This is a genomic window from Brevundimonas sp. AVps31, assembly GCF_058681355.1.
In genome coordinates this window covers 3,233,600-3,257,862 of the sequence record NZ_CM178736.1, presented here as the reverse complement: position 1 = coordinate 3,257,862, position 24,263 = coordinate 3,233,600, and the positions used below count along the sequence as shown (strand labels likewise).

Genomic DNA, 24,263 nt, shown 5'->3' with positions numbered 1-24,263 from the left:
GAAGCTGGAACGCGGGCGCCGGCGGAGTCCGTCGCTGGGCGGGGACGACGGACAGGAGAACGGCCCGCCTCCTGAGGAGAAGCGGGCCGCTTGGCCTTGTCGGTCACCCCGGCGGGCGACGGCGCCGCGCCGGGCCTCGTCCTGGCCCCTAGAAGGTGGCGCGCAGGCCGAGATTGTAGCTCGGGCCGTACTCGTGAATCTGGAAGGGGCGATCCTCATTGCCCTGATAGACCGCCTGACGCTCGTCGGTGATGTTGGTGCCTTCCGCGAAGATCTGGAAGGTGTCGGTGACCTGCCAGGAGGCGCCGAAGTCCAGGGCGCCGAAGCCGTCGGCGACGATGGCCGAGTTCTCGTCGATCACGGCGTTCGAGCCCGGAGTGATGTTGCCGTTGGCGGTGAAGTCGGAGCGGTAGGTGTAGCTGAAGTGGATTTCGAACGGTCCCCGCTCGAAGAAGGGGCTGATCGAATAGCTGGTGTCCGACACGCCTTGGAGGCCGGCGGTGATGAGGTTGCCCGGCGTGGCCTCGACCTCGGCCTCGGAGTCGGTGAAGGTGGCGCTGGCGGCGAGGCCGAAGCCCCAGTCCGTCTTCCACGAGCCGCCGAACTCGATGCCCTGGACCGTCGCGTCGCCGATGTTCTGCGGACGGGTGATCATCAGGTCCGCAGTCAGGGTGGCGCCGGCCTGGGTGGCGAAGAGGATTTCCTCGGGGCGGGCGATGCCGCCGATGAAGTCCGAGATGTCCTTGCGGAACACCGCGCCGTACAGGGCCCCGAAGTCGTCGAAATACCACTCCAGCGACGCGTCGAGATTGACCGAGGTGTAGGGGCTCAGCTCCGGATTGCCGCCGACGCCGACGAGGGCGCTGGCGGAGGCGTTGTCGAGCGCGGTCTGGCCGTTGAGGAAGACCTGGGTGATCAGCGAGCTGTTCGGCACCACGGCGGTGCGCAGATCGGCCAGCGAGGGGCGCGTCAGGGTCCGCGAGGCGCCGAGGCGCAGGAGCAGGTTGTCGCGCAGTTCGAGGTTCAGGTTCAGGGTGGGCAGGAACTCCTCGTAGGAGCCTTCGAAAGTCTGAGGCGTGACGATCGTGGTGACGGCGCCGGCGCCGTTGCGGCCGGCGGTCAGCAGGGTGCCCTTGACCATAGTCTCGGTGGAGACCCAGCGCAGACCGAGATTGCCCTCAAGCGGCATCCCGCCGAGGTCGGCCGAGAAGTCGGCGCGGCCGTACAGGGCCGTGATTTCCTCGTCGACGCCGTAGGACTGCTGCAGGTCGGCGCCGGTGGGGTTCAGGTCGTCCGACTGGGCGTTGGTGTCGTCGGACTCATTGGGGATGTAATAGGACTGGCCGAACAGGTCGCGGTTATAGGTCAGGCCCATGTCGTAGAGGTTGGCGATCGACAGGTTGAAGGCGTTGCGCGGCAGTTGCTGGTTCAGGAAGGCCGGCGTGTTGACGTTGACGCCCGGACGGGCCGTCCAGACGCGGTCGCGACGCTGGTAGTCCCGCGAGCGGTCGGTGTACTGGCCGCCGAAGGCGATCGACGACAGGGTGATCCCGCCGAAGTCGGCGTCGAAATCGCGACTGGCGTTCAGCAGGGCCGTGGTGTCGTTGTCTTCCGAATTGATCGGGCGGGTCCGGTAGGCGCTGACGGTCGTCGAGGTCGGGCTGCCGAAGTCCAGGTTGGTCAGGAGCGAGGCGTAGCGGCGGTTGCCGACGGGGTCGTCGCCGAAGTCGAAGCTGTACGTCAGGCCGGCGGGGTTTTCGGCCGTGCCGCCCGAGATGCGCTGCAGGGGCACGGGCAGGAAGGAGTTGGCTTCCGAATAGCTGATCGACGGCGTCAGGGTCCAGCCGGCGACGTCCCAGTCAGCGGAGGCGCGAAGCGAGATATTCTCGTGTTCCTGTTCCGAGTATTCGGCGTTGCGGTCGATGCGGCCGCCGTTGATCTGGCCCGCGTAGAGAATGCCGTTCACGACCCGGGCGCTGGACGCCACCAGTCGGGTGGAGAAGTCCGAACGGCCGCCCAGACCGAAGCTGATGCGGTCCTCGTCGATGATGTTGTTGAACCTGGAATAGAGCACGTCCAGCCGGGCGGCGAAGTCGTCGGTCGGCGTCCACGACAGGCCGCCCATGGCGCTGATCCGCTCGCGCTCCTCGCGCTCCAGGGTCATCTGGATCTCGTTCGGCACGGCGACGGTCACGCCGTTGACGAGGCGGTTGGTGTAGCCCGTGGTCTGGACCCGATCGAACTGCACGTCGCGGGTGGCCAGGGACACGCCGCCGATGACGCCGAAGGTGCGGTCGGCGTTGCGCCAGCCGGCCGACAGCGATCCGTTCGGCGTGTTGGCGCCGGTGCGGTCCTCATAGTGGGTGTAGGCGCGCATGGTGACGAAAGGCTCGGTGTCGAGCGCGTCGGCGGTGCGGATGTCGATGTTTGAGCCGATGCCGCCGTCCAGCAGGTCTGCGGTCGGGGCCTTGGTCACGACGATGGCCGAGATCAGGTCGGCGGGAATGACGCGGAACTGGAACTGGCGGCCGCTCTGGTCCGAGTTGCGGATGTTCTCATTATAGGCAATCGGCGAACCGTTCAGCGTCACCGACTGGAAATTGGGCCCAAGGCCGCGGACCGAGACGAACTGGCCTTCACCGGCTTCCCGCGAGATCGACACGCCCGGAACGCGCTGCAGCGCCTCGGCGACGTTGACGGCCGGGAAGTTGCCGATGTCGGAGGCCGACACCGCGTCCGAGATCGAGTCGGCGCGGCGCTTGATCGCCAGGGCGTCCGCCAGGCTGGTGGCGAAGGAGCCCGTGACCACGACCTCATCCAGGACCGTCTGGTCCCGGGGGGTCGCTTCCTGGGCCGCGGCCGGTGCGGCGACGGCCAGGAAGGTCAGGGCGGTGGCGCCGGCCATCAGCGTGGCGCGGGTGTTAAGTGGGTTCAGGCGGATCATGGATGTCTCCCGGCGTTCCCGGGGACTCGCCAGCCCCATGCCCGACGCGCTCCCCCCGAAGCGGGGCTGTTCAGCCAGCCGAAGACGAACTTCTCAATCTAATAAGATCAGGATCGCTAAAAATTCACACGATACATAAAACGGTCTTTGAACTGCGTCGATCAATTCGAAAAACCGCCGCGCGCACGTCGCATTGATCTGTATTCAGGGTACGGAATAATAGTAGGGATTGTTTCGATGTCATCCGTCGCCCTGAGCGTGGCGCTCGTGCTCGCCGCCGGCCTTCCCGCTTTCGGCGCCGATCCGGCCGCGAATGACGGCCGTCGCTGGTTGCCGGGGGACCACCATGTCCACAGCCGGTTCAGCGCCCGCTACACGCCCGCCGACGCGCCGGACCGCCCGCCCGTGCCCGAACTGGGCGGCGACGGTGACCACACCATCCTCCAGAACGCGGAAGCCGCGCGGCGCTTCGGCCTGTCGTGGATGGTGTCCACCGATCACGGCGGGCCCCTGCACGCCCGCCTGAACGCCGAGCAGGCGTATCCGGAGGTCCTGAAGGCGCGGGCCCGGGTCCCGGACCTGATCCTGTTCTACGGCATGGAGTTCGACACCCCCGGCGCGGAGCACTCCAGCCTGATCATCCCGCCCTCGTCGCACGAACGGGAGGACCTGCTGCACATCGAAAGCCGGTACGGCCGGCGCGAACCCTGGCCGGCGGATCCCGCGCGGGACACGGAGGCCTTCATGCTGGAGGCCCTGCGCGACATGGCGACGATGTCGCTGCGCCCGGTGATGGTCACCAACCATCCCTCCCGTTCGGCGACAGGCCTGGGCGAGTACGGCGAGGTGCGCCCGCATCAGCTGCGCGACTGGAGCGAGGTCACGCCGCGCGTGGTCATCGGCATGGAGGGCGCGCCCGGCCACCAGGCGGATGGACTGTTCGCCGACGGCCGGCCCGATCCCGCCGGATCGCGCGGCATCTATCGCCGCTTCCCGACCCTCGGCGGGTTCGACCAGATGACCGCGCGACGGGGCGGCGTCTGGGACAGTCTGCTGGGCGAGGGCCGGCGCTGGTGGATCACGGCCACGTCGGACTCGCACACCAACATCAGCGAGGGCGGCGATGACTTCTGGCCGGGCGAATACGCCAAGACCTTCGTCATGGCCCGGCCCGAGGCGGAGGACGTTCTCGACGGCCTGCGTGAGGGCCGGGTCTTCGTCGCGACGGGCGATCTGATTTCGGAGCTGGATGTCGTCGCCTCCGTCGGGGCGCGGCGGGTCGGGGCCGGTGAAGCCCTGATCGTGGCCGAGGACGAGGCGGTTCTGGTTTCCATCCGGGTGCGCGATCCGGCGAGGGCCAACGCCGGCGGCCGCGCGCCCGCCGTGGCCCGGATCGACCTGATCGTGGGGGATGTCTCGTCCGCCGGGTCAGACCGTGACGCCGACGCCAACCCGACCACCCGCGTCGCGCACAGTTTCACGGCCGCCGACTGGACGGCTGAGGGGGAGGTGCTGACGATGACCTATCGCCTTCCGGCGTCGGCGCAGGCGCGATACCTGCGGGTCCGGGGCACGAACGGGGCCGAGCTGGAGCCCGCGGTCGACGCGCCGGGCGAGGATCCGTGGTCCGACCTCTGGTTCTACAGCAATCCGGTGTTTCTGGAGCGGGCGCCGGCCGCGCCCTGAACCGGTGTGGACGCCGATCACCGCCGTCCGAAAAGCTTTTCCAGATCGCCCAGCTTCAGCTCCACATAGGTGGGCCGCCCGTGGTTGCACTGGCCGGAGTGGGGAGTGGCTTCCATCTGGCGGAGGAGGGCGTTCATCTCGGGGGCGGAGAGGACGCGGCCCGCGCGGACGCTGCCGTGGCAGGCCATGGTGCCGCAGACCTCGGCCATCCGCTCCTTGAGCGAAAGGGCGGCGCCGTGTTCGGCGAGGTCGTCGGCTATGTCGCGGATCAGGCCCTGGACGTCGGTGTCGCCCAGCAGGGCCGGGGTTTCGCGGACGAGGACGGCGCCGGCGCCGAAGGCTTCGACGATCAGACCCAGCTCGGCCAGTTCGTCGGCGCGGGAGGCGACGCGGTCGGCTTCCGAGGGATCGAGTTCGACCACCTCGGGCGTCAGCAGGGCCTGACGGGTGACGGCGCCCTCGGCCATCTGGCTCTTCATCCGCTCATAGACGAGGCGTTCGTGGGCGGCGTGCTGGTCGACCACGACGAGGCCGTCGCGAGTCTGGGCCACGATATAGGTGCCGTGCAGCTGGGCGCGGGCGGCGCCGAGGGGGAGGTCGAGGTCGGAGTGACTGGTGATTGGTGATTGGTGAGTGCCGAACTCGGGCGCCACGAACTCCGGCTCGACGCGGGCGGAGCGGTCGTTGAGGCCGGGGATGATCTGGGCGGTATGGGACGCCGGGGCGGCCCATTGCCGCCAGCCGGACCAGCCCTGCGCCGACGGCGACGAGGGGCTGTAGGCGGGGGCGGAGACGCCCTCGTGCGCGCGGAAGCCGCTGAGGGCGTCGGCGGCGACCGTGGTGGAGGCGCGGTGGCCGGCGGCGGCCAAGGCGTGCCTCAGGGCGCCGACGATCAGGCCGCGCACCAGGGCCGGATCGCGGAAGCGGACCTCGGCCTTGGCGGGGTGGACGTTGACGTCGACATAGAGCGGATCGATGTCGAGGAAGAGGACGGCGGCCGGGTGACGGTCGCGGGCCAGGAAGTCGGCATAGGCGCCGCGCAAAGCCCCTTGAAGCAGGCGGTCCTTCACCGGACGGCCGTTGACGAACAGATACTGGTGGGCGGCGTTGCCCCGGCTGTAGGTGGGCAGGCCCGCGTAGCCGGACAGGCGGACATTGTCCCGCTCCTGATCGATCAGCAGGGCGTTGGCCTCGAAATCGCGGCCCAGAAGCGCGGCGAGCCGCTTCAGCCGGCCGTGGTCGCCCGGGTGTTCGGCGGGGAGGCGCAGGGTCGTCTTGCCGTCGAGGTCGAGGGTGAAGGCCACATCCTCATGCGCCATGGCCTGACGCTTGATCTCCTCCGAGATGGCCATGGCCTCCGAGCGTTCGGACTTCATGAATTTCAGGCGGGCGGGGGTGGCGTAGAAGAGGTCGCGGACCTCGACCCGGGCGCCGTGGGGGCCGGGGAAGCCGGCGGGGGCGACGGGCTTCTGGTCGCCGCCCTCGACGGTGATCTGATGGGCGTCGCCGCCGTCTTTCGGACGGGAGGTGATGGTCAGGCGGGCGACCGAGCCGATCGAGGGCAGGGCCTCGCCACGGAAGCCGAGGGTGTGGATGCGCAGCAGGTCGACGTCGCCGGCGTCGTCCGGCTCCAGCTTGGAGGTGGCGTGACGTTCGACGCAGAGGGCCAGCTGGTCCGCGGCCATGCCGTGCCCGTCGTCGGCGATAAGGATGCGCGACAGGCCGCCGCCGTCCGCCTGGATCTCGACCCGGGTCGCGCCGGCGTCGAGCGCGTTCTCGACCAGCTCCTTGATGGCGCTGGCCGGGCGTTCGACCACCTCGCCGGCGGCGATGCGGTTGACGGTTTCGGGGGGGAGGCGGCGGATGGGCATGGATTCGCAAGTATGGCGTGATCCGGGGATGGGAAGAAGGGCGGCGCTTGCGATGGCGAAAACCGCACGCCCTGCCTACAGACGCAGGATGGCGAAGATGGACCCCGATCCGACGATGCGCGGCGGCGCGACCCTGAGGCTGGTGCTGGGCGACCAGCTGTCCGACGGGCTGGCGGGGCTGACGGATCTGGACGCCGGGCGCGACGTGGTCCTGATGGCGGAGGTCCGGGACGAGGCCACCTACGTCCGCCACCACAAGCAGAAGATCGCCCTGACCTTCGCCGCCATGCGGGCGCATGCGTCGCGGCTGGAGGCGCGCGGGGTGACGGTCCGCTATGTCCGGATCGACTCGCCGGACAACAGGCATTCGATCGTCGGCGAACTGCTGCGCGTCGTGGAGGAGCGGGCCTTCGAGCGGGTGGTCATCACCGAATGCGGCGAAGTCCGGCTGGCCGAGGCGCTGCGGGCCTTCGCGGACACGGCTCCCGTGCCGGTGGAGATCCGCGAGGACCGGCGCTTCATCTGCTCGCACGCGCGGTTCCGACGCTGGGCGGCGGACAAGCGCGAACTGCGGATGGAGTTCTTTTATCGCGAGATGCGGCGCGAGACCGGCCTGCTGATGGACGGGACCGAGCCCGAGGGCGGGCGCTGGAACTATGACACGGAGAACCGACGCAAGCTGGCCAAGGGGGTGCGTCCGCCCGACCGGCTGCGCACGCCGCCGTCGGCCCTGACCCGCGAGGCCATGGCCGACGTCGCGCGGCTGTTTCCCGATCATTTCGGTGATCTGGAGGGCTTCGGCTGGCCCGTCATGGTCGCGGACGCCGAGGCCGTGCTGGAGGATTTCCTGACCCGCATCCTGCCGGGGTTCGGGGACTGGCAGGACGCCATGGCGGAAGGGCAGCCGTGGATGTGGCACGGCCTGATCTCGACCGCGATCAACCTGGGCCTGCTGGATCCGCTGGAGGTCTGCCGCCGGGCCGAGGCGGTTTACGCGGCCGGGGGCGCGCCGCTGAATGCGGTCGAGGGCTTCATCCGTCAGATCCTCGGGTGGCGGGAGTTCGTGCGCGGCGTCTACTGGCTGAAGGCGCCGGAGTACGGGAAGCGCAACTTCCTCGACGCCGACCGCGCCCTGCCGTGGTTCTTCTGGTCGGGCGAGACGGACATGGCCTGCGTGGCGGACGTGGTCGCGACCAGCCGGACCAACGCCTATGCGCATCACATCCAGCGGCTGATGGTGACGGGCAATCTGGCCATGATGCTGGGCGTGCATCCGGACGCCGTCGATGACTGGTACATGACCGTCTACGCCGACGCCTACGAGTGGGTGGAGATGCCCAATACCCGGGGCATGGCGACCTTCGCCGACGGCGGCATCGTCGGCTCGAAGCCCTATGCGGCGTCCGGCGCCTACATCAACCGGATGAGCGACTACTGCGGGGGCTGCCGCTATGACGTGAAGGGCAAGAGCGGCGACGGCGCCTGTCCGTTCAACCGGCTGTACTGGGGCTTTCTGGAGCGCAACCGGGGGCGGCTGCGGGGGAATGTCCGGCTGGCCATGCCCTATCGGACGCTGGACGGGTTCGGCGAGGCGAGACGGGCGGCCCTGCTGGCCGAGGCCGAGGCGACCCGGCTGGCCCTGGGCGCCACGCCGCTGGCGGAGGACGACGGGCAGGACGGCAGGGGCGAGCCGGCCTGATCGGCGTGACGGCCTCCGACGCGGGGTTGCGCCGGTCGCGATATCCGATCAGCGTCCCCGTTCCTGTAAATCCGCTTTGAGGTCCCCATGCCCATCAAGACCGTCGCCGAGTTCGTCGCCGCCTACAGGGAGAAGGACGTCAGCGCCGAAGCCTTCGAACTGGAGAACCAGTATCTGCTCGAGGTGCGGCTGAACGGGTCGGTCTGGGCCAAGTCGGGCGCCATGGTGGCGCGGACCGGGCAGGTGAAATTTACCCGTCAGGGCCTGATGGAGCAGGGGCTGGGCAACCTGCTGAAGAAGGCCGTCAGCGGCGAGGGTATGGTGCTGATGAAGATGGAGGGGCAGGGGCGCGTCTATCTGGCCGATGAGGGCAAGAAGATCACCCTGCTGCGGCTCGACCGGGAGACCATCTTCGTCAACGGCAACGACGTGCTGGCGCTGGAGACCGGCATCGAAAACAAGATCACGATGATGAAGCGCGTCGCCGGCATGATGTCGGGCGGCCTGTTCAATGTGAAGCTGAGCGGGAGCGGCATCGTGGCCATCACCTCCCACTATGATCCGCTGATCCTCAAGGTCAGCGCCGCCACGGGCCCGGTGTTCACCGATCCGAACGCGACGGTGGCCTGGTCGGGCAATCTGTCGCCCGAGATCGCCACGGACATCTCGCTGAAGACGCTGGTGGGCCGCGGCTCCGGCGAAAGCATCCAGATGAAGTTCGCCGGCGAGGGCTGGGTCGTGGTCCAGCCGTATGAAGAGACCTACATGCAGGCCGAGAAGTAGGGGCCGTCGCTTCTCCCTCCCCTTGTGGGGAGGGATGTCGGCGCGCCGACGACGACAGGCTGGGGGACGGTGCGGCCGCTCCTCACCCGCCTCGCTTCGCTCGGCCGCCCTCCCCACGAGGGGAGGGAGAGGAATTCAGCTGCGCTCGAGGCCCGCGATGGCCTCGGCGATGTCCTCGGCCTTCTTCGCGACCACCGCCTGGGCGTCATAGAGGGCGCGGTTGTAGAAGAAGGGGCCGATCTCGCGGGCGAGGAAGTCGACCAGCATCTCGGCCGGGAGGTCGCGCAGGTCGACGTCGAACTCGTCCCTGAAATAGGGGCGCAGCTTGGCGGCGATGGCGGTCAGTTCCTCGCGGCTGAAGCGGATCGGGGTCATGCGGTGGCCTCGGCCAAGGTCTCCTCGGCCTCGATCCAGGCGGCTTCGGCGGCGTCGAGGTCGGTCTGGGTCTTGGCGCGGGCGCGGGTCAGGCCTTCCAGCGCCTTGGGATTGCTGATCGAGGCGTTGGCCATGTCGTCGTCGATGCGGGCGATCTCGGCGGTCAGCTGGGCCATCCGCTCCTCGGCCTTCTTCACCGCATGGCGTAGGGTCGAGGGCGAGGGGCCGGAGCGCTTCTCGTTCTTCTTGCCCTTGCCGGGCTCAGGGGTGACGGCCTTGACCTCTTCCTTGATCTGGCTGGGTTTGGAGACGGCGGCCTTGGCGCGGTCGAGGACGAATTTGGCGTAGTCGTCCATGTCCCCTTCATAGGGTTTCACCGTGCCGTCGGCGGCCAGCCACAGGCGATCGGCGACCATCTCCATCAGCGAACGGTCGTGGGTGATCAGGATGACGGCGCCGGAATAGTCGTTCAGCGCATCCAGCAGGGCGCGGCGGCTGTCGATGTCGAGGTGGTTGGTCGGTTCGTCGAGGATCAGGATGTGCGGCGCATCCATGGCCACCTGATTGAGCAGCAGGCGCGCGCGCTCGCCGCCGGACAGGGAGGCGACGGTGGTCTCCTGCTTCTCGTAGCCGAGGCCCCACTGGGCCAGCTTGGAGCGACGGGCGCTCTCGGCGGCGTCGGGCATGGCGCGGCGGACGATTTCCAGCGGCGTGTCCGTCGGGTCCATGGCCTCGATCTGGTGCTGGTGGAACCAGCCCACGCGCATCTTGCGGTCGCGGTGCAGTTCGCCTTCGGACACGTTCAGCGCCCCGGCGATCATCTTGGCGAAGGTCGACTTGCCCGCGCCGTTGACGCCCAGCAGGCCGATACGATCGTCCAGGTCCATGCGCAGGTTGAGATTGCGCAGGATGGGCTTGCCGGTGTCGTAGCCGACGTTGGCGCGCTCCAGCCGGATCAGCGGCGGGGCCAAGGGACGCGGCGGCGACGGCAGGATGAAGGGGGCGACCCTTTCCTCGATGGTGGTCGCCACCGGCTGCATCTTCTCCAGCCGCTTCATGCGCGACTGGGCCTGGGCGGCCTTGGAGGCCTTGGCCTTGAAGCGATCCACGAAGGACTGAAGGTGGGCGCGTTCGGCGTCCTGCTTGGCCTTGGCCGACAGCTGCAGCCGGGCCTTTTCGGCGCGGGCCTTTTCGAAGGCGTCGTAGTTGCCCGTGTAGAGCGTCAGATTGTGGTTCGCGAGGTGCAGGATGTGTGTGCAGACCTCGTTCAGCATCTCGCGGTCGTGAGAGATGATCAGGGCGGTGTGCGGGTATTTCTTGAGGCGGGCCTCAAGCCACAGGGCGCCTTCCAGATCGAGATAGTTGGTCGGTTCGTCGAGCAGCAGCATGTCCGGCTCGGCGAACAGGGCCGCGGCGAGCGCCACGCGCATCCGCCAGCCGCCCGAATATTCCGACATCGGGCGCTGCTGATTCTCCTGGCTGAAGCCCAGGCCGACGAGGATTTCGGCGGCGCGCGCGGGGGCGGCGTCGGCGTCGATCTCGATCAGGCGGGTCCAGATCTCGCCCATCTCCTCGGGCTCGGCCGTCTCCAGCCGGGTCAGGAGGTCGTGCCGTTCGGTGTCTGCCTCGAGGATGGTCTCCAGCACGCTGACGGGCGTGGCCGGGTGTTCCTGATCGACCGAAGCGACGCGCGCGGTCTTGGGCAGGCTGATCTCATCCCCGCCCGCGGCCAGTTCGCCGAGGATCAGCTTGAACAGCGTCGACTTGCCGATGCCGTTGCGGCCCACAAGGCCGACCTTGGCGCCCGGCGGCAGGCTGACGGAGGCGTCCTCGAGGAATTTGCGTCCCCAGGCGTTGAAGGTCAGGTCGGTGATCTGAAGCATCGAAGAGTCCGGACTGCCCCTAATGCAGCGTGCCGCCGGTTGGCGGGCGATAGAGGCAAAATTGTGAGGCGGTTGGAAAGCGGGGAGGGCGCGTCTATAAGCCCGCGACCTCCAATCTCCCAAACCAGAAGTCATCCCATGACCGAACGCACCTTCTCGATCATCAAGCCGGACGCCACGCGCCGCAACCTGACCGGCGCGATCAACGCCGTGATCGAGGGCGCCGGCCTGCGCATCGTGGCCCAACGCCGCGTCAAGCTGTCGACCGATCAAGCCAAGAAATTCTACGAAGTCCACGCCGAGCGCCCGTTCTACGGCGAACTGGTCGAGCAGATGACCGCCGAGCCGGTCGTCGTTCAGGTGCTGGAAGGCCCGAACGCCGTCGCCGCCTACCGTGAAGTCATGGGCGCGACCAACCCGGAACAGGCCGCCGACGGCACGATCCGCAAGCAGTTCGCCCTGTCGATCGGTGAAAACTCGGTCCACGGCTCGGACAGCCAGGAGAACGCCGCGCTCGAAATCGCGCAGTTCTTCACCGACGACCAGATCGTCGGCTAAAACGACACAGCCTTACAGGCGTGACCGTTTAAACGGCCCGTGTCCGGAACCGGACGCGGGCCGTTTCCGTTTTCACCGCATCTCCCTCCCCAAGGAAATTGTGATGAAAACGATTCTGAAGCTGACCCCCGCCATCGCCGTCGTCGCCATGCTGGCCGCCTGCGGCACGACGATGGAACAGCGCACGGCCACCGGCGCCATCGGCGGCGCGGTCGCCGGCCAGGCCATCGGCGGCAACACCGGCGCGACGGTCGCGGGCGCCGCGATCGGCGCCGTCGCCGGTGCGGCCACCACCCCGCGCTAAATCACAGCGAAAAAGCGAACGGCCCCTGTGAGCGATCACAGGGGCCGTTTTCATGTCCGGGCCCGGCTCAGGCCTGTTGCAGCGCGCGACAGAAGGCGGTGAGGGCGCGGGGGTAGAGCTTGTGCTCCGCCACCAGAACCCGCTGGGACAGGCTTTCGGGGGTGTCCATCGGCAGGATGGGCACGGCCTCCTGATCCAGTACGGGGCCTTCGTCGACGCCCTCGGTCACCAGATGGACGGTGCAGCCGGCCTCGGCGTCGCCGGCTTCGATGGCGCGGGCGTGGGTGTGGAGGCCCGGATATTTCGGCAGCAGGCTGGGATGGATGTTGATCATCCGCGCCGCCCAGAGCCGCGCCAGCCAGGGCGTCAGCAGGCGCATATAGCCGGCCAGCGCCACCACATCGACGCTGTGCTGCATCAGCAGGGCGTCGATGGCCTTTTCGTGGGCTTCGCGGTCCTCGCCATAGAGACGGTGATTGACGACGGCGGTCGGGACGCCGTTGGCGGCGGCGATGGCCAGCCCCCCGGCCATCGGGCGATTCGACACCACCAGCGCGATCTCGAAGGCGGACGTCGGGCTCTTCGCCGCATCGATCAGGGCGGCCATGTTGGACCCGGCGCCGGAGATCAGGACGGCGACGCGTATGCGCCGGGACGGGGATGCGGTCATGGGCGAAGCCTCGGGGAGAGGGCGGACCTTTGACGCCCCGCCGGCTGCCGGTCAACGCTTGCGCCGAGGCGTCGGCTCGGAAAGAGTGGCGGCCTCAGTTCAGGGATATCCAGATGCTTGCCGCCGTTTTCGCCGCCGCCCTTATCGCTTCGCCGCCGCAGTCGGATGAACTGAGCCGCAATGTCGTGATCGATGTCTGCCTGCCGTTCGTGAACGGCGAGACCGATCGCACGGCGCTGGACGCGCTCGGTTTCGTCGTGGCGAGCCAGGAGGGGCCGGTGACGGAGCTGGTCAGCCCGGACGAGCGTCAACGCTATCAACTGCGTCTGGTCGCCGATGACGGCGCCGAGGACGACGGGGAGGTGGCGCGGGTGTGTCTGTTGCAGGCGCGCAGCGCGGGTCTGGACGCTGTGAAGGGCGCGGTCCGCCGGCCGCTGGAGCAGGCCGGCTTCGTGCTGGACCCCGCGATGCCTGCGGATCGCCCGATCTGGACCCGTCAGGGCGTGACGGTGTCGATCCGCCAGAACGAGGGACGCGCCACCATGGTGCGCGTCACCTATTCCAGCCTCGATCAATAGGCTCAGGCCGCTTCCAGCTGGCCGCAGACGAAGGCGACCTCGCCGACGTTCAGAAGCGCGGCCAGCACGGCCTCGGCATTCTCCGGGCTGACGATCAGGATGAAGCCGACGCCGCAGTTGAAGGTGCGGCGCAGCTCGTGATCCGAGATCCCGCCCACCTCGCCCAGCCACTGGAAGACGTGCGGCATCGGCCAGGCGTCCCAGTCGAAGCTGGCCTGCAGGCCGTCGGCGATGCAGCGCGGCGGATTCTCGATCAGGCCGCCGCCCGTGATGTGGGCCGCGCCCTTGACCAGACCGGCCTTCATCAGCGGCAGGACCGGCTTCACATAGATGCGGGTCGGCTCCATCAGGGCCTGGGCCAGCGAGCGGTCCCTGGCGAAGGGGGCGTCGTCGCCCCAGCCGAGGCCGGACTTCTCGACCACCTTGCGGATCAGGGAATAGCCGTTGGAGTGCGGACCCGACGAGCCGATGCCGATGATGACGTCGCCCGCCTGCTGGCGGTCCAGATAAGGCAGGGCCTGCCCGCGTTCGACGGCGCCGAGCGAGAAGCCGGCCAGATCGTAGTCGCCGCCCGAATACATGCCGGGCATTTCCGCGGTCTCGCCGCCCACGAGGGCGCAGCCGGCCTGGCGGCAGCCCTCGGCGATGCCGGCGACGACGCGACGGGCCGCGTCGATCTCCAGCTTGCCGGTGGCGTAGTAGTCGAGGAACAGCAGGGGCTCGGCGCCCTGGGCCAGCAGGTCGTTGACGCACATGGCGACCAGGTCGACGCCGACGCCGTCATGACGACCCGTCTCGATGGCGATCTTCAGCTTGGTGCCGACGCCGTCGGTGGTGGCGACGATCAGGGGGTCTTCGAACCCGGCCGCCTTGAGGTCGAACAGGGCCCCGAAGCCGCCCAGCGAGGGCTCGGACCCGGGGCGGGCCGTCGACTTCGCCAGCGGCTTGATATGCTGGACCAGCATCTCGCCGGCGTCGATATCGACCCCCGCATCGGCATAGGTCAGGCCGGTCTTGAGGCTGTCGGGGGTGTCGCTCATCGGTCACGGGCCTGAATCAGTGGGCGGAATTGTGTCGCGGCTCTTGCCACAACGGGCGCGCGGGGGGCTATAGCATCCGAATGACGCCGATCACCACCACCGAGGCGCTGCGCGAGTTCTGCGCACAGCTGGCCAACGAACCGTTCATCACCGTCGACACCGAATTCATGCGGGAGACGACGTACTGGCCCAAGCTGTGCCTGATCCAGGCCGCTTCGCCGACCCATGCCGCCATCATCGATCCGCTGGCCGAGGGGCTCGATCTCGAGCCCTTCCTGGCCCTGATGCGGGACGAATCGATTCTCAAGGTTTTCCACGCCGCCCGGCAGGACGTGGAGATCTTCGTGAAGCTGGGGGCCATGCCCCGACCGATGTTCGACACCCAGGTGGCCGCCATGGCCGCCGGATTCGGCGATCAGGTCTCGTACGAGGCGCTGGTCCGTCAGATGATCCGGCAGGAAGTCGACAAGGGCAGCCGCTTCACCGACTGGGCGCGCCGTCCGCTGAGCGAGGCCCAGCTGGTCTATGCCCTGGGCGACGTGACCCACCTCGCGGCCCTGTACCCCAAGCTGCGCGATCGCCTGCAAAAGGACGATCGGCTGGACTGGGTGATGGCCGAGATGGGCGATCTGACCGATCCCGAGCTGTACAACACCGATCCGGAAAAGGCGTGGAAGCGCCTAAAGCCGAAGAAGTTCTCGGCCAAATATCTGGCCCCGTTCGTGGCGACCGCCGTGTGGCGCGAGCGGGCGGCGCAGGAACGCGACCAGCCGCGCGGCCGCATCCTGAAGGATGAGGCCATCGACGAGATCGCGGCCCAGGCCCCGACCGACCCGGACGCCTTCAACCGCCTGCGCTCGGTGCCCAAGGGCTTCGGCGCCTCGCGGCTGGGTCTGGAGCTGATCGCCGAGCTGAAGCGGGTCATGGCCGATCCGGAGGCGCACGCGCCCAAGCTGGAACGCCCGGCGCACAACCAGCCGGCCCCGCCGTCGGTGGTCGAACTGCTGAAGGTGCTGCTGAAGGCCAAGAGCGACAATGCGGGCGTGGCCACCAAGCTGATCGCCAATGTGTCCGATCTGGAGAAGATCGCGCTGAGCGACGACGCCGACGTGGACGCCCTTAAGGGCTGGCGCCGTCAGCTGTTCGGCGAGGACGCGCTGAAGCTGAAGCGCGGCGAGATCGCCCTGGTCCTGAACGGGCCGCGGGTCGAGGTCGTGGAGATCGAATAGAAAAAAAGGGCCGCTCTTTCGAGCGGCCCTTTTGTTTGGTCAGGCCACCGTGGCCTTGGCGATCTTGCCCGGGTTGCGGGGCGGTTCGCCCTTGGGCAGGGCGTCGACGAACTCCATGCCTTCGATCACTTCACCCCAGACGGTGTACTGGCCGTCGAGGAAGGAGGCGTCGTCCAGGCAGATGAAGAACTGGCTGTTGGCGCTGTTGGGATCCGAGGTGCGGGCCATGGAGCAGACGCCGCGGGCGTGGCGCTCTTTCGAGAACTCCTGCTTCAGGTTCGGCTTCTTGGAGCCCGAGGTCCCCGTGCCGGTGGGATCGCCGCCCTGGGCCATGAAGCCGGCGATGACGCGGTGGAAGACCACGTCGTCGTAGAAGCCTTCCGAGGCCAGCTCGGTGATGCGGGCGACGTGGCCCGGCGCCAGGTCCGGGCGCAGCTTGATCACGACGTCGCCGCCGGGGGCGCTTCCGTTATCGAGGGTAAGGGTGAGGGTTTCGGCCATCGGGGCGCTCCTTTGAAATGTCGCGGGGTCATAGCCCGCAAACGCTGTCGCGGCTATGTGGGTGTCATGAGTGACGACGAAAAGCCCGCCGAACGCCGCAGAATGGTGAAACCGCCCACGGGCGGGACCGCCGCCGGCCGTGGCATGGGCACAAAAATGAAGACGGCGGACACCAAGTCGATGTCCAGCCAGCAATGGATCAAGCGCCAGCTGTCCGACAAATGGTCCGAGAAGGCGCGGGCCGAGGGCTGGCGCAGCCGGGCGGCCTTCAAACTGCTGGAAATCGACGACCGCTTCCGTTTGATCAAGCACGGCAGCCGGGTGATCGACCTGGGCGCGGCCCCGGGCGGCTGGGCGCAGGTGGCGGTCAAGCGCGGGGCCACCTCGGTGATCGGCGTCGACCTGCTGCCGGTCGAGCCGGTGCCCGGCGCCACGATGATCCAGGCTGACTTCACCCATCCGGGCGTCGATCAACAGATGATGGACCTGCTGGGCGGTGCGCCCGATCTGGTGCTGTCCGACATGGCGCACAACACGGTCGGACACCGGCAGACGGACCACCTGAAGATCATCGCCCTGATCGAGATCGCCGCCGACTTCGCCATTCGCACCCTGCGCCCCGGCGGATCGTTCGTGTCGAAGAATTTCCAGGGCGGCGACGCCGGGGGCGTTCTGGCGCGGCTGCGCGAGGAGTTCGAGACGGTGAAATACGTCAAGCCGGCCTCCAGCCGGAAAGACAGCGCCGAGGTGTTTCTGGTGGCGCTGAACAAGCGATGAGTTTGACGGCGCTGGTCATGGCCGGCGTCTTTCAGGTCACGGGCCTGCCGCCTGTCCGCGTGCCGGTGGCCGAACTGATCGGCGCGACCCCGGCCGAGGTCGCTGAGCGGACGGGCGCGCCTGGAGATGTCGGTCCGTCCGACGCCATCCGGATCGTCGACGGCGGAGGCACCCTGGATCTGTATCCCGCGCAACGGTTTCACCGGGCCTGGCCCGAGGGCGGAGCCTGTGTGACCGGCTTTCCCGAAGTCCCGCTGGCGGGGGAGCCGGACGCCAATCCCCGGGCCGAGCTGATGCGCCGTAGTCGCGGCTGGTTCGTGTTCGAGAACGGTCGACTGACCGACGTGCGCCCGGAGACGCCGACGCCGCGTCGGCCCGGAAGCGCGGCGCCCGCGACGCGGGCCTCCATCGAAGCCGGGGTTCTGGGGCCGCAGCCGCCGTCGCCGATGACGGTCGCAGCGGGCCGTCTGCCGCTTTCGGACGGGGCGGGCGTGCTGGAGCGCCTGCCGACGGCCCCCGCCGACCTGTCCGTGACCAGCCTGTGTCTGCAACTGCCGGATCGTGGCGCGGGCCAGCGCGACATCGGGATGGATATCATCTGGGGCATGGTCGGTCTGACCGTCCTGCCTTTCGTGCCCTTCCAGAGAGCTGAAGAAACCCGGGCGGACCGGGAGGGCGGGGCGCTGCTGGACTCGCTCGAGCCGGGATCGTTGCTGGCGGGTGGGGTGGAGGCCGTCGTGAGGCGACGTCGGGGCGTGCGGGTGTATCGCGACGCCGCCGACCCGACCTTCGCCGTCATCGCGGTCAAGTTGGGCAACGGAACGGACACTGTCGCCGACATCGGCCTGCTGGGCGTTCGCGGGGATCGCGTCGTCTGGAAGGTCCGGCGCGAGTCCGGACAGACGGGCCTTGCGCCCCTGCTGTGCCGCGATGAGCAGAACCGGCCGGACGGCGACCGTCCGGGATGCACGGCCTACGGCAACCCGCGTCCCTGACGGTCAGCGGGCGGCGGGCCTCAGGCCTGCGCCAGTTCCTCGGCGCGCTTCGCCTTCCGCGCCTCGATCCGGCTCCAGACCCGGTCGTGGACCGTGAAGAACAGCGTCTGCACCAAAGGCTCGACGATGCCGATGGTCAGGGACAGACCGATGTTGCGGGTCAGGGCGAAGGCGACCGCCACGGCGACGGTGAAATGCATCAGGCCGTAGGTCACCGACTTGAGCGCGATCTGGCTGAACGAGCGGGGCAGGGCGTGGCTGTGGCCGTGATGACCCTGGCCGTGCCCGTGACCGCCGTGGATGCGGGTCTGCTCCTCCGCATTCATGACGCCCAGACGGGCGGTGACGGCCTCGGACGCCTCCTCGACGCCCGAGAGCATCTTGCGGCGCTCGATCCGGTGCCAGACACGGTCGTGGATCGAATAGGCGATGGTCTGGAAGAAGGGCTCGACCACGCCCACCGCGAGGGCGAGGCGCCAGTCGCGGGTGATGGCGAAGGCCACCAGGATGGCGACGATCAGGTGCATCACGCCATAGCTGGCGATCTTCAGCGCCAGACGGCGGGCGGTTGTGATCAAGGCGCGAACCATACTGCCCACATCGTGTCGGATGCGCCGCGACGCAAACCAATTGTTTCTATCGTGACCATAGCACGCGTTGAGGCCTTGCGGTTCCCTGCCGCTCCCCGCTATACGCGGCCCGCAAAACGGAGACTCCTCATGGAGATACGCGAAGGCTTCACCTTCGATGATGTTTTGCTCGAACCCGGCCCGTCCGAGTTCATGCCGGCGATGGTCGATGTCTCGACCCAGCTGACCCGCGACATCAGGCTGAACATCCCGCTTCTGTCGTCCGCCATGGACACCGTGACGGAAAGCCGACTGGCCATCGCCATGGCGCAGTCCGGCGGCCTGGGCGTTCTGCACCGGAACATGACCATCGAGGAGCAGGCCGATCAGGTCCGCGCCGTGAAGCGCTATGAAAGCGGCATGGTGGTCAATCCGGTCACGGTCGGCCCCGAGACCACGCTGGGCGAGGTCCGCGAGATCGTCGCCCGCAAGAAGATCACCGGCTTCCCGGTCGTCGACCCCGCGACGGGCCGGCTGGTCGGCATGCTGACCCACCGGGACATGCGGTTCGAGAGCGACCTGAACCTGACCGCCGCCTCGCTGATGACCACGGGCGACCTGATCACGGTGCGCGAGGGCGCCGGCAAGGAAGAGGCGCGGCAACTGCTGAAGACCCGCAAGATCGAACGGGTCATCGTGGTGGACGAGGATTATCGCGCCGTCGGCCTGATCACCATGAAGGACATCGAGAAGGCCCAGGCCTTCCCTCACGCGGCCAAGGACGACCAGGGCCGCCTGCTGGTCGGCGCGGCCTCGACGGTCGGCGACGCAGGCTATGAGCGGGCCATGGCGCTGGCCGACGCCGGTTGCGACGTGGTGGTGATCGACACCGCCCACGGCCACTCGGCCTCGGTCGCCCAGGTGGTCGAGCGCATCAAGCGCGAGAACAACCGCCTGCAGATCATCGCCGGCAACGTCGCCACCTACGACGCGACGCGGGCGCTGATCGATGCGGGCGCGGATGCGGTGAAGGTCGGCATCGGGCCGGGCTCCATCTGCACCACCCGCATCGTCGCGGGCGTGGGCGTGCCGCAACTGACGGCCGTGCTGGACTCAGCGCGGGCGGCCAGGGGCACCGGCGCCTCGGTCATCGCGGACGGCGGGATCAAATATTCCGGCGACCTGGCCAAGGCCATCGCGGCCGGCGCCAATGTGGCCATGATGGGCTCGATGTTCGCGGGCACCGATGAGTCGCCCGGCGAGGTCTTCCTGTACCAGGGCCGGTCGTACAAGTCGTATCGCGGCATGGGCTCGGTCGGGGCCATGGCCCGCGGTTCGGCGGACCGCTATTTCCAGAAGGAAGTGTCGTCCGAAAAGCTGGTGCCCGAGGGCATCGAGGGCCAGACGCCCTACAAGGGGCCGATCAGCCCGGTGCTGCACCAGATGGTCGGCGGGCTGCGCGCCTCGATGGGCTATGTCGGGGCCGGGACCATTCCGGAGTTCCAGGAGCGCGCCCGCTTCGTCCGGATCACCGGCGCCGGTCTTCGTGAGAGCCACGTCCATGACGTGATGATCACGCGGGAAGCGCCCAACTATCGTCAGGGCTGAGCAGGGGAGCGCAAGCCGTGGATATGACGCCTGAATTCATTCTGTTGGCTGCCACGCTCGTCCTGGCCCTGATCCAGATCGGCGCGGCGGGAGCCGCCCGCACCGCCGAACTGGGGGCGAAATGGAACGCCGGCCCGCGTGATGGCGACACGCCGCCGCCGGGCCCGCTGGCCGGTCGCCTGCTGCGGGCGCAGGCCAATCTGTTCGAAACCCTGCCGTTGTTTATCGGCGCCGTGATCATGGCGCATATCGCGGGTAAGGACGGGACGACCCTGACCCTCATCGGCGCCCACCTCTATTTCTTCGGGCGGCTGATCTATGTCCCCCTTTACGCCTTCGGCGTGCCCGTCATTCGCTCGCTGGTCTGGATTACGTCCACCGTCGGGCTGGTGATGGTCATCGCCGCCCTGTTCGTTTGAAAGACCTGAATTGACCCCAGCCGCCCGCCTCGCCGCCGCCGCCTCGATCCTGGACAGCATCGCCCAGGGCCGTCAGCCGGCGGAAGCCGTTCTCAAGGTCTGGGGAACGGCGAACCGCTACGCCGGGTCAAAGGACCGTAAGGCGATCGCCGACCGGGTCTACAAGGTCCTGCGCGCCCGCGGCCGTCTGGTCTGGGCCATGGGCGGTCGCGAGGACGGCCGCGCACTGGTCATCGGCTCGCTCAGCCTGATCGACGCCCTGCCGCTTGAAGAGATCGAGGCCCTGCACGCGGGCGAAGGCTACGGTCCGCGTCCGCTGTCGAAGCAGGAGCGGTCGCGGCTGACGGCGGCGGGCGAGGGGGAACTGCCCGGCTGGGTGGCCGCCGGCCTGCCCGAGTTCGTGGTCGAGGATTTCAAGGCGACCTACGGCGATCGCTGGACGGAAGAGGCCCGGGAACTGATGGCGCCGCGCGCGCCGATCGACCTGCGGGTCAATGGTCTGGTCGCCACCGTGCAGGCGGTCGAGGCCGAGCTGAAAGCGGCGGGGCTGACGCCCGAGCCGACGCCCTTCTCGACCTTCGGCCTGCGCCTGCCCAGCGAGCCCCCGCCGAACGTTCAGGCGCAGGAGGCCTTCAAGTCGGGTCATATCGAGATCCAGGACGAGGGCAGCCAGATCGTCTCCTGGCTGGCGGGCGCCCGGCCCGGCATGACCGTGGTCGATTATTGCGCGGGCGGCGGCGGCAAGACGCTGGCGCTGGCGCAGGCCATGAAGGCCGAGGGCACCCTGGTGGCCTGTGACGTGGTGCAGAAGCGGCTGGACAACATCCGGCCCCGCCTGACCCGGGCGGGCGTGGCGGCCGATCTCTGCCTGCTGGGCCAGAACGGCGGCGGGATCGAGGACCTGAACGGCAAGGCCGACCTGGTCTTCGTCGATGCGCCGTGCAGCGGTTCGGGCACCTGGCGTCGCCGTCCGGAAGACGCCTGGCGTCTGGCGCCGGAAGAGGTCGAACGCCTGCACGCCCTGCAGGTCCGCATCCTGTCGCAGGCGTCCCAGCTGGTGAAGCCGGGCGGGCGTCTGGTCTATGTCACCTGCTCGATGCTGAGCCGCGAGAACGAGGGATCGACCACGGCCTTCGAGGCGGCCCATCCCGGCTTCACCCCGTTCCCGATCGCGACGGCCCTGTCCGAATCGGGCCTGACACCGTCCGGCGCGGAGGCCCTGGCGGCGAAGGCTCAGGGGCATCGTCTGCACCTGACCCCGGCCTCGACCCGGACGGACGGTTTCTTCGTCGCGATCTACGAGCGCGCTTCGTGATGGGCGCATGGCGCATGGAGCGATACGGCGACGTGTCGGTCCTTTGCGTCATGGCGGCCCCCGCGGAATACGGCGCTCACCTGCGAGCCCGAATACAGCCTCTCCTGACCGGTGTAGGGCCGGTCGAGGCGGCGGTCAGCCTGACCGCGGTTCTGGCGCGGCTGGAGGCGAAGGGAGGGCTGCCCGATCTGGTGCTGTCGCTGGGCTCGTGCGGCTCGCCCACGCTGGAGCATGCGGCGGTCTATCAGGTGTCGTCGGTCGGCTATCGCGACATGGACGCCAGCGCCCTGGGATTTCCGAAGGGGGCCACCCCGCTGCTGGACCTGCCCGCCGTCCTGGCCATGCCTTGCCCCATCCCCGACGTGCCGACGGCCAGCCTCTCAACCGGCGCCGATGTCGTCTCCGGCGCCGCCTATGACGGCATCGACGCCGATATGGTGGACATGGAGACCTTCGCCCTGCTGCGCGCCTGCCAGACCTTCGGCCGGCCTCTCGTCGCCCTGCGCGGGGTGTCGGACGGCCGCGCCGAGCTGAAGGCGCTGGAGGACTGGACCTCGACCCTGCATCACGTCGATGAAAACCTGGCCGTCGCGCTGGACCGACTGATCGTCGTGCTGGAGGCCGAAGGCCTCGCCGCCCTTGATCCTGAGGCCCTTGATCTTGCGGCCCTGGGCCGCCAAGACCCCGCCCATTCCACGCCCTCCCCGGACTCGCTCACGTCATGACCACGCCTTCGAAACACCCCGGCGCCGACCACCAGAAGGTTCTGATCGTCGACTTCGGCAGTCAGGTGACCCAGCTGATCGCGCGGCGGCTTCGCGAGGCGGGCGTCTATTGCGAGATCCATCCGTTCAGCAAGGTCGAGGCCATGGTCGACGCCTTCGATCCGCAGGCGATCATCCTGTCGGGCGGCCCGGCCAGCGTGCTGGAGGCGGACAGCCCCCGCATCGGCAAGAAGCTGTTCGACCTGGGCCTGCCCATGCTGGCCATCTGCTACGGCCAGCAGCTGCTGTGCGACCTGCTGGGCGGCAAGGTCGAGGGCGGGCATGACGGCGAGTTCGGACGCGCCGAGATCACCGTGCAGGACGATAGTCCGCTGTTCGCCGGCATCGGCGGCGCGGGCCACGAGGAGACGGTGTGGATGAGCCACGGCGACCGCGTCGTCGCCATCCCCGAGGGCTTCAGGGTCATCGCCACCTCGCCGGGCGCCCCCTTCGCCGCCATCGCCGACGAGGCCCGCAAGATCTATGCGGTCCAGTTCCACCCCGAGGTCCACCACACCCCGCGCGGGGCCGAAATCTATCGCAACTTCCTGTTCGGCGTGGCCGGGCTGAAGGGCGACTGGACCATGGCCGCCTATCGCGACGAGAAGATCGCCCAAATCCGCGAACAGGTCGGCGACGCCAAGGTCATCTGCGGCCTGTCCGGCGGCGTGGACAGTTCGGTGGCGGCGGTGCTGATCCACGAGGCGATCGGCGACCAGCTGACCTGCGTCTTCGTGGACACCGGCCTGCTGCGCAAGGACGAGGCGACCCAGGTCACGACCCTGTTCCGCGAGCACTACAACATCCCGCTGGTGCACGTTGATGCGTCGAAGGAATTCCTCGGCGAGCTGGCCGGGATTTCGGACCCGGAGACCAAGCGCAAGACCATCGGCCGCGTCTTCATCGAGATCTTCGACCGCGAGGCCAACCGGATCGAGGGCGCTGAATTCCTGGCGCAGGGGACGCTGTATCCCGACGTGATCGAGAGCGTCTCGGCCTCGGGCGGCCCGTCTGCGGTGATCAAGAGCCACCACAACGTCGGCGGCCTGCCCGACTACATGAAGCTGAAGCTGGTCGAGCCGCTGCGCGAGCTGTTCAAGGACGAGGTGCGGGCCCTGGGTCGCGAACTGGGCCTGACCGACGCCTTCGTGGGCCGTCATCCGTTCCCCGGACCGGGCCTGGCCATCCGCATTCCGGGCGAGATCACGCCGGAAGCCGTCGAGACCCTGCAACAGGCCGACGCCATCTATCTGGAAGAGATCCGCAAGGCGGGCCTGTACGACGCCATCTGGCAGGCCTTCGCCGTGCTGCTGCCGGTCAAGACGGTGGGCGTGATGGGCGACGCCCGCACCTATGAGAAGGTGCTGGCCCTGCGCGCGGTCAGCTCCACCGACGGCATGACCGCCGACTTCTATCAGTTCCCCTGGGAGGTGCTGGGCAAGACCGCGACGCGCATCATCAACGAGGTCCGCGGCGTGAACCGCGTCGTCTATGACGTCACCTCCAAGCCGCCCGGCACGATCGAGTGGGAATAGTCCCGACCCTTCGGTAGCATTCGGTATCGCTTCCGAAGCCGCCTCTAAAGGGCTGACAACATTGTGAATTCTGTCGAGACCCTTCGGAGCCATTCGGAGGGTCTTTTTTCGTTTTGTCGGACTGCCCGACGGTACGCCGCTGCATTGATCTGGCGGACTC

The 24,263-nt window shown here is 68.4% G+C and carries 22 protein-coding genes; 14 read left to right on the top strand and 8 right to left on the bottom strand.

Annotated features, from left to right (window positions below):
* Positions 1–148 precede the first annotated feature (148 nt).
* On the bottom strand, positions 149–2,944 hold the full coding sequence (locus ACW174_RS15955) for a TonB-dependent receptor (protein ID WP_492015341.1): 2,796 nt from the start codon (positions 2,942–2,944) through the stop codon (positions 149–151).
* A 237-nt stretch (positions 2,945–3,181) separates the two neighbouring features.
* On the opposite strand from ACW174_RS15955, the gene ACW174_RS15950 reads away from it, so the two are divergent.
* On the top strand, positions 3,182–4,630 hold the full coding sequence (locus tag ACW174_RS15950; RefSeq protein WP_492015340.1) for a CehA/McbA family metallohydrolase domain-containing protein: 1,449 nt from the start codon (positions 3,182–3,184) through the stop codon (positions 4,628–4,630).
* A 17-nt stretch (positions 4,631–4,647) separates the two neighbouring features.
* Here ACW174_RS15950 and mutL read toward each other — a convergent pair whose 3' ends face one another.
* Positions 4,648–6,501, bottom strand: a complete 1,854-nt coding sequence (mutL, locus tag ACW174_RS15945; RefSeq protein WP_492015339.1) for a DNA mismatch repair endonuclease MutL — start codon at positions 6,499–6,501, stop codon at positions 4,648–4,650.
* 97 nt (positions 6,502–6,598) lie between these two features.
* On the opposite strand from mutL, the gene ACW174_RS15940 reads away from it, so the two are divergent.
* Positions 6,599–8,200: a cryptochrome/photolyase family protein gene (locus tag ACW174_RS15940; protein WP_492015338.1), complete on the top strand. Its 1,602-nt coding sequence runs from the start codon at positions 6,599–6,601 to the stop codon at positions 8,198–8,200.
* 87 nt (positions 8,201–8,287) lie between these two features.
* On the top strand, positions 8,288–8,983 hold the full coding sequence (locus tag ACW174_RS15935) for an AIM24 family protein (RefSeq protein WP_492015337.1): 696 nt from the start codon (positions 8,288–8,290) through the stop codon (positions 8,981–8,983).
* Positions 8,984–9,118: 135 nt separating this feature from the next.
* Here ACW174_RS15935 and ACW174_RS15930 read toward each other — a convergent pair whose 3' ends face one another.
* The gene (locus ACW174_RS15930) at positions 9,119–9,358 is read right to left on the bottom strand and encodes a DUF2164 domain-containing protein (RefSeq protein ID WP_492015336.1); all 240 of its coding nucleotides are present in this window, start codon (positions 9,356–9,358) and stop codon (positions 9,119–9,121) included.
* The gene (locus ACW174_RS15925) at positions 9,355–11,241 is read right to left on the bottom strand and encodes an ABC-F family ATP-binding cassette domain-containing protein (RefSeq protein WP_492015335.1); all 1,887 of its coding nucleotides are present in this window, start codon (positions 11,239–11,241) and stop codon (positions 9,355–9,357) included. Before ACW174_RS15925 ends, ACW174_RS15930 begins: the two co-directional genes overlap by 4 nt.
* Before the next feature lie 138 nt (positions 11,242–11,379).
* On the opposite strand from ACW174_RS15925, the gene ndk reads away from it, so the two are divergent.
* A complete protein-coding gene (gene ndk, locus ACW174_RS15920; protein ID WP_492015334.1) occupies positions 11,380–11,799 on the top strand; it encodes a nucleoside-diphosphate kinase in 420 nt (139 codons plus the stop codon).
* A gap of 103 nt (positions 11,800–11,902) precedes the next feature.
* Positions 11,903–12,103: a YMGG-like glycine zipper-containing protein gene (locus ACW174_RS15915; RefSeq protein ID WP_492015333.1), complete on the top strand. Its 201-nt coding sequence runs from the start codon at positions 11,903–11,905 to the stop codon at positions 12,101–12,103.
* A 67-nt stretch (positions 12,104–12,170) separates the two neighbouring features.
* Here the strand turns inward: ACW174_RS15915 and purN are convergent, their stop codons facing one another.
* Positions 12,171–12,773: a phosphoribosylglycinamide formyltransferase gene (gene purN, locus ACW174_RS15910; RefSeq protein WP_492015332.1), complete on the bottom strand. Its 603-nt coding sequence runs from the start codon at positions 12,771–12,773 to the stop codon at positions 12,171–12,173.
* A 113-nt stretch (positions 12,774–12,886) separates the two neighbouring features.
* On the opposite strand from purN, the gene ACW174_RS15905 reads away from it, so the two are divergent.
* The gene (locus ACW174_RS15905; RefSeq protein ID WP_492015331.1) at positions 12,887–13,351 is read left to right on the top strand and encodes a hypothetical protein; all 465 of its coding nucleotides are present in this window, start codon (positions 12,887–12,889) and stop codon (positions 13,349–13,351) included.
* A 2-nt stretch (positions 13,352–13,353) separates the two neighbouring features.
* Here the strand turns inward: ACW174_RS15905 and purM are convergent, their stop codons facing one another.
* The gene (purM, locus tag ACW174_RS15900) at positions 13,354–14,391 is read right to left on the bottom strand and encodes a phosphoribosylformylglycinamidine cyclo-ligase (protein ID WP_492015330.1); all 1,038 of its coding nucleotides are present in this window, start codon (positions 14,389–14,391) and stop codon (positions 13,354–13,356) included.
* A gap of 80 nt (positions 14,392–14,471) precedes the next feature.
* Here purM and rnd point away from each other — a divergent pair, with 80 nt between their 5' ends.
* Entirely contained in the window at positions 14,472–15,620 is a 1,149-nt protein-coding gene (gene rnd, locus ACW174_RS15895) for a ribonuclease D (RefSeq protein WP_492015329.1), read from the top strand.
* A gap of 39 nt (positions 15,621–15,659) precedes the next feature.
* Here rnd and ACW174_RS15890 read toward each other — a convergent pair whose 3' ends face one another.
* Complete coding sequence (locus ACW174_RS15890) at positions 15,660–16,121, bottom strand: peptidylprolyl isomerase (protein WP_492015328.1); 462 nt, start codon at positions 16,119–16,121, stop codon at positions 15,660–15,662.
* A gap of 66 nt (positions 16,122–16,187) precedes the next feature.
* On the opposite strand from ACW174_RS15890, the gene ACW174_RS15885 reads away from it, so the two are divergent.
* On the top strand, positions 16,188–16,898 hold the full coding sequence (locus ACW174_RS15885) for an RlmE family RNA methyltransferase (RefSeq protein ID WP_492015327.1): 711 nt from the start codon (positions 16,188–16,190) through the stop codon (positions 16,896–16,898).
* Positions 16,895–17,893, top strand: a complete 999-nt coding sequence (locus ACW174_RS15880) for a hypothetical protein (RefSeq protein ID WP_492015326.1) — start codon at positions 16,895–16,897, stop codon at positions 17,891–17,893. Before ACW174_RS15885 ends, ACW174_RS15880 begins: the two co-directional genes overlap by 4 nt.
* A 20-nt stretch (positions 17,894–17,913) precedes the next feature.
* On the opposite strand, the gene ACW174_RS15875 is transcribed toward ACW174_RS15880, so the two are convergent.
* Positions 17,914–18,471, bottom strand: coding sequence for a DUF2061 domain-containing protein (locus tag ACW174_RS15875; RefSeq protein ID WP_492015325.1), 558 nt, complete (start codon positions 18,469–18,471; stop codon positions 17,914–17,916).
* Positions 18,472–18,612: 141 nt separating this feature from the next.
* Between ACW174_RS15875 and guaB the strand changes: the two genes are divergently transcribed.
* The 5 genes from guaB to guaA are packed head-to-tail and all read left to right on the top strand — an operon-like array spanning position 18,613 to position 24,103.
* Complete coding sequence (gene guaB, locus ACW174_RS15870) at positions 18,613–20,070, top strand: IMP dehydrogenase (RefSeq protein WP_492015324.1); 1,458 nt, start codon at positions 18,613–18,615, stop codon at positions 20,068–20,070.
* 44 nt (positions 20,071–20,114) lie between these two features.
* Positions 20,115–20,489, top strand: a complete 375-nt coding sequence (locus tag ACW174_RS15865) for an MAPEG family protein (RefSeq protein ID WP_492015323.1) — start codon at positions 20,115–20,117, stop codon at positions 20,487–20,489.
* Positions 20,490–20,499: 10 nt separating this feature from the next.
* Complete coding sequence (locus ACW174_RS15860) at positions 20,500–21,804, top strand: RsmB/NOP family class I SAM-dependent RNA methyltransferase (protein ID WP_492015322.1); 1,305 nt, start codon at positions 20,500–20,502, stop codon at positions 21,802–21,804.
* Entirely contained in the window at positions 21,804–22,529 is a 726-nt protein-coding gene (locus ACW174_RS15855) for a 5'-methylthioadenosine/S-adenosylhomocysteine nucleosidase (protein ID WP_492017303.1), read from the top strand. Before ACW174_RS15860 ends, ACW174_RS15855 begins: the two co-directional genes overlap by 1 nt.
* Positions 22,526–24,103 (top strand): glutamine-hydrolyzing GMP synthase, encoded by a 1,578-nt coding sequence (gene guaA / locus ACW174_RS15850; RefSeq protein WP_492015321.1) that lies wholly within the window; start codon positions 22,526–22,528, stop codon positions 24,101–24,103. The genes ACW174_RS15855 and guaA overlap by 4 nt, the downstream gene beginning before the upstream one ends.
* Positions 24,104–24,263 lie beyond the last annotated feature (160 nt).

Coding starts and splice junctions, on each gene's coding strand:
- ACW174_RS15955 (WP_492015341.1), bottom strand. CDS start 2,944: ATGATCCGCCTGAACCCACTTAACACCCGCGCCACGCTGATGGCCGGC.
- ACW174_RS15950 (WP_492015340.1), top strand. CDS start 3,182: ATGTCATCCGTCGCCCTGAGCGTGGCGCTCGTGCTCGCCGCCGGCCTT.
- mutL (WP_492015339.1), bottom strand. CDS start 6,501: ATGCCCATCCGCCGCCTCCCCCCCGAAACCGTCAACCGCATCGCCGCC.
- ACW174_RS15940 (WP_492015338.1), top strand. CDS start 6,599: ATGGACCCCGATCCGACGATGCGCGGCGGCGCGACCCTGAGGCTGGTG.
- ACW174_RS15935 (WP_492015337.1), top strand. CDS start 8,288: ATGCCCATCAAGACCGTCGCCGAGTTCGTCGCCGCCTACAGGGAGAAG.
- ACW174_RS15930 (WP_492015336.1), bottom strand. CDS start 9,358: ATGACCCCGATCCGCTTCAGCCGCGAGGAACTGACCGCCATCGCCGCC.
- ACW174_RS15925 (WP_492015335.1), bottom strand. CDS start 11,241: ATGCTTCAGATCACCGACCTGACCTTCAACGCCTGGGGACGCAAATTC.
- ndk (WP_492015334.1), top strand. CDS start 11,380: ATGACCGAACGCACCTTCTCGATCATCAAGCCGGACGCCACGCGCCGC.
- ACW174_RS15915 (WP_492015333.1), top strand. CDS start 11,903: ATGAAAACGATTCTGAAGCTGACCCCCGCCATCGCCGTCGTCGCCATG.
- purN (WP_492015332.1), bottom strand. CDS start 12,773: ATGACCGCATCCCCGTCCCGGCGCATACGCGTCGCCGTCCTGATCTCC.
- ACW174_RS15905 (WP_492015331.1), top strand. CDS start 12,887: ATGCTTGCCGCCGTTTTCGCCGCCGCCCTTATCGCTTCGCCGCCGCAG.
- purM (WP_492015330.1), bottom strand. CDS start 14,391: ATGAGCGACACCCCCGACAGCCTCAAGACCGGCCTGACCTATGCCGAT.
- rnd (WP_492015329.1), top strand. CDS start 14,472: ATGACGCCGATCACCACCACCGAGGCGCTGCGCGAGTTCTGCGCACAG.
- ACW174_RS15890 (WP_492015328.1), bottom strand. CDS start 16,121: ATGGCCGAAACCCTCACCCTTACCCTCGATAACGGAAGCGCCCCCGGC.
- ACW174_RS15885 (WP_492015327.1), top strand. CDS start 16,188: ATGAGTGACGACGAAAAGCCCGCCGAACGCCGCAGAATGGTGAAACCG.
- ACW174_RS15880 (WP_492015326.1), top strand. CDS start 16,895: ATGAGTTTGACGGCGCTGGTCATGGCCGGCGTCTTTCAGGTCACGGGC.
- guaB (WP_492015324.1), top strand. CDS start 18,613: ATGGAGATACGCGAAGGCTTCACCTTCGATGATGTTTTGCTCGAACCC.
- ACW174_RS15855 (WP_492017303.1), top strand. CDS start 21,804: ATGGGCGCATGGCGCATGGAGCGATACGGCGACGTGTCGGTCCTTTGC.
- guaA (WP_492015321.1), top strand. CDS start 22,526: ATGACCACGCCTTCGAAACACCCCGGCGCCGACCACCAGAAGGTTCTG.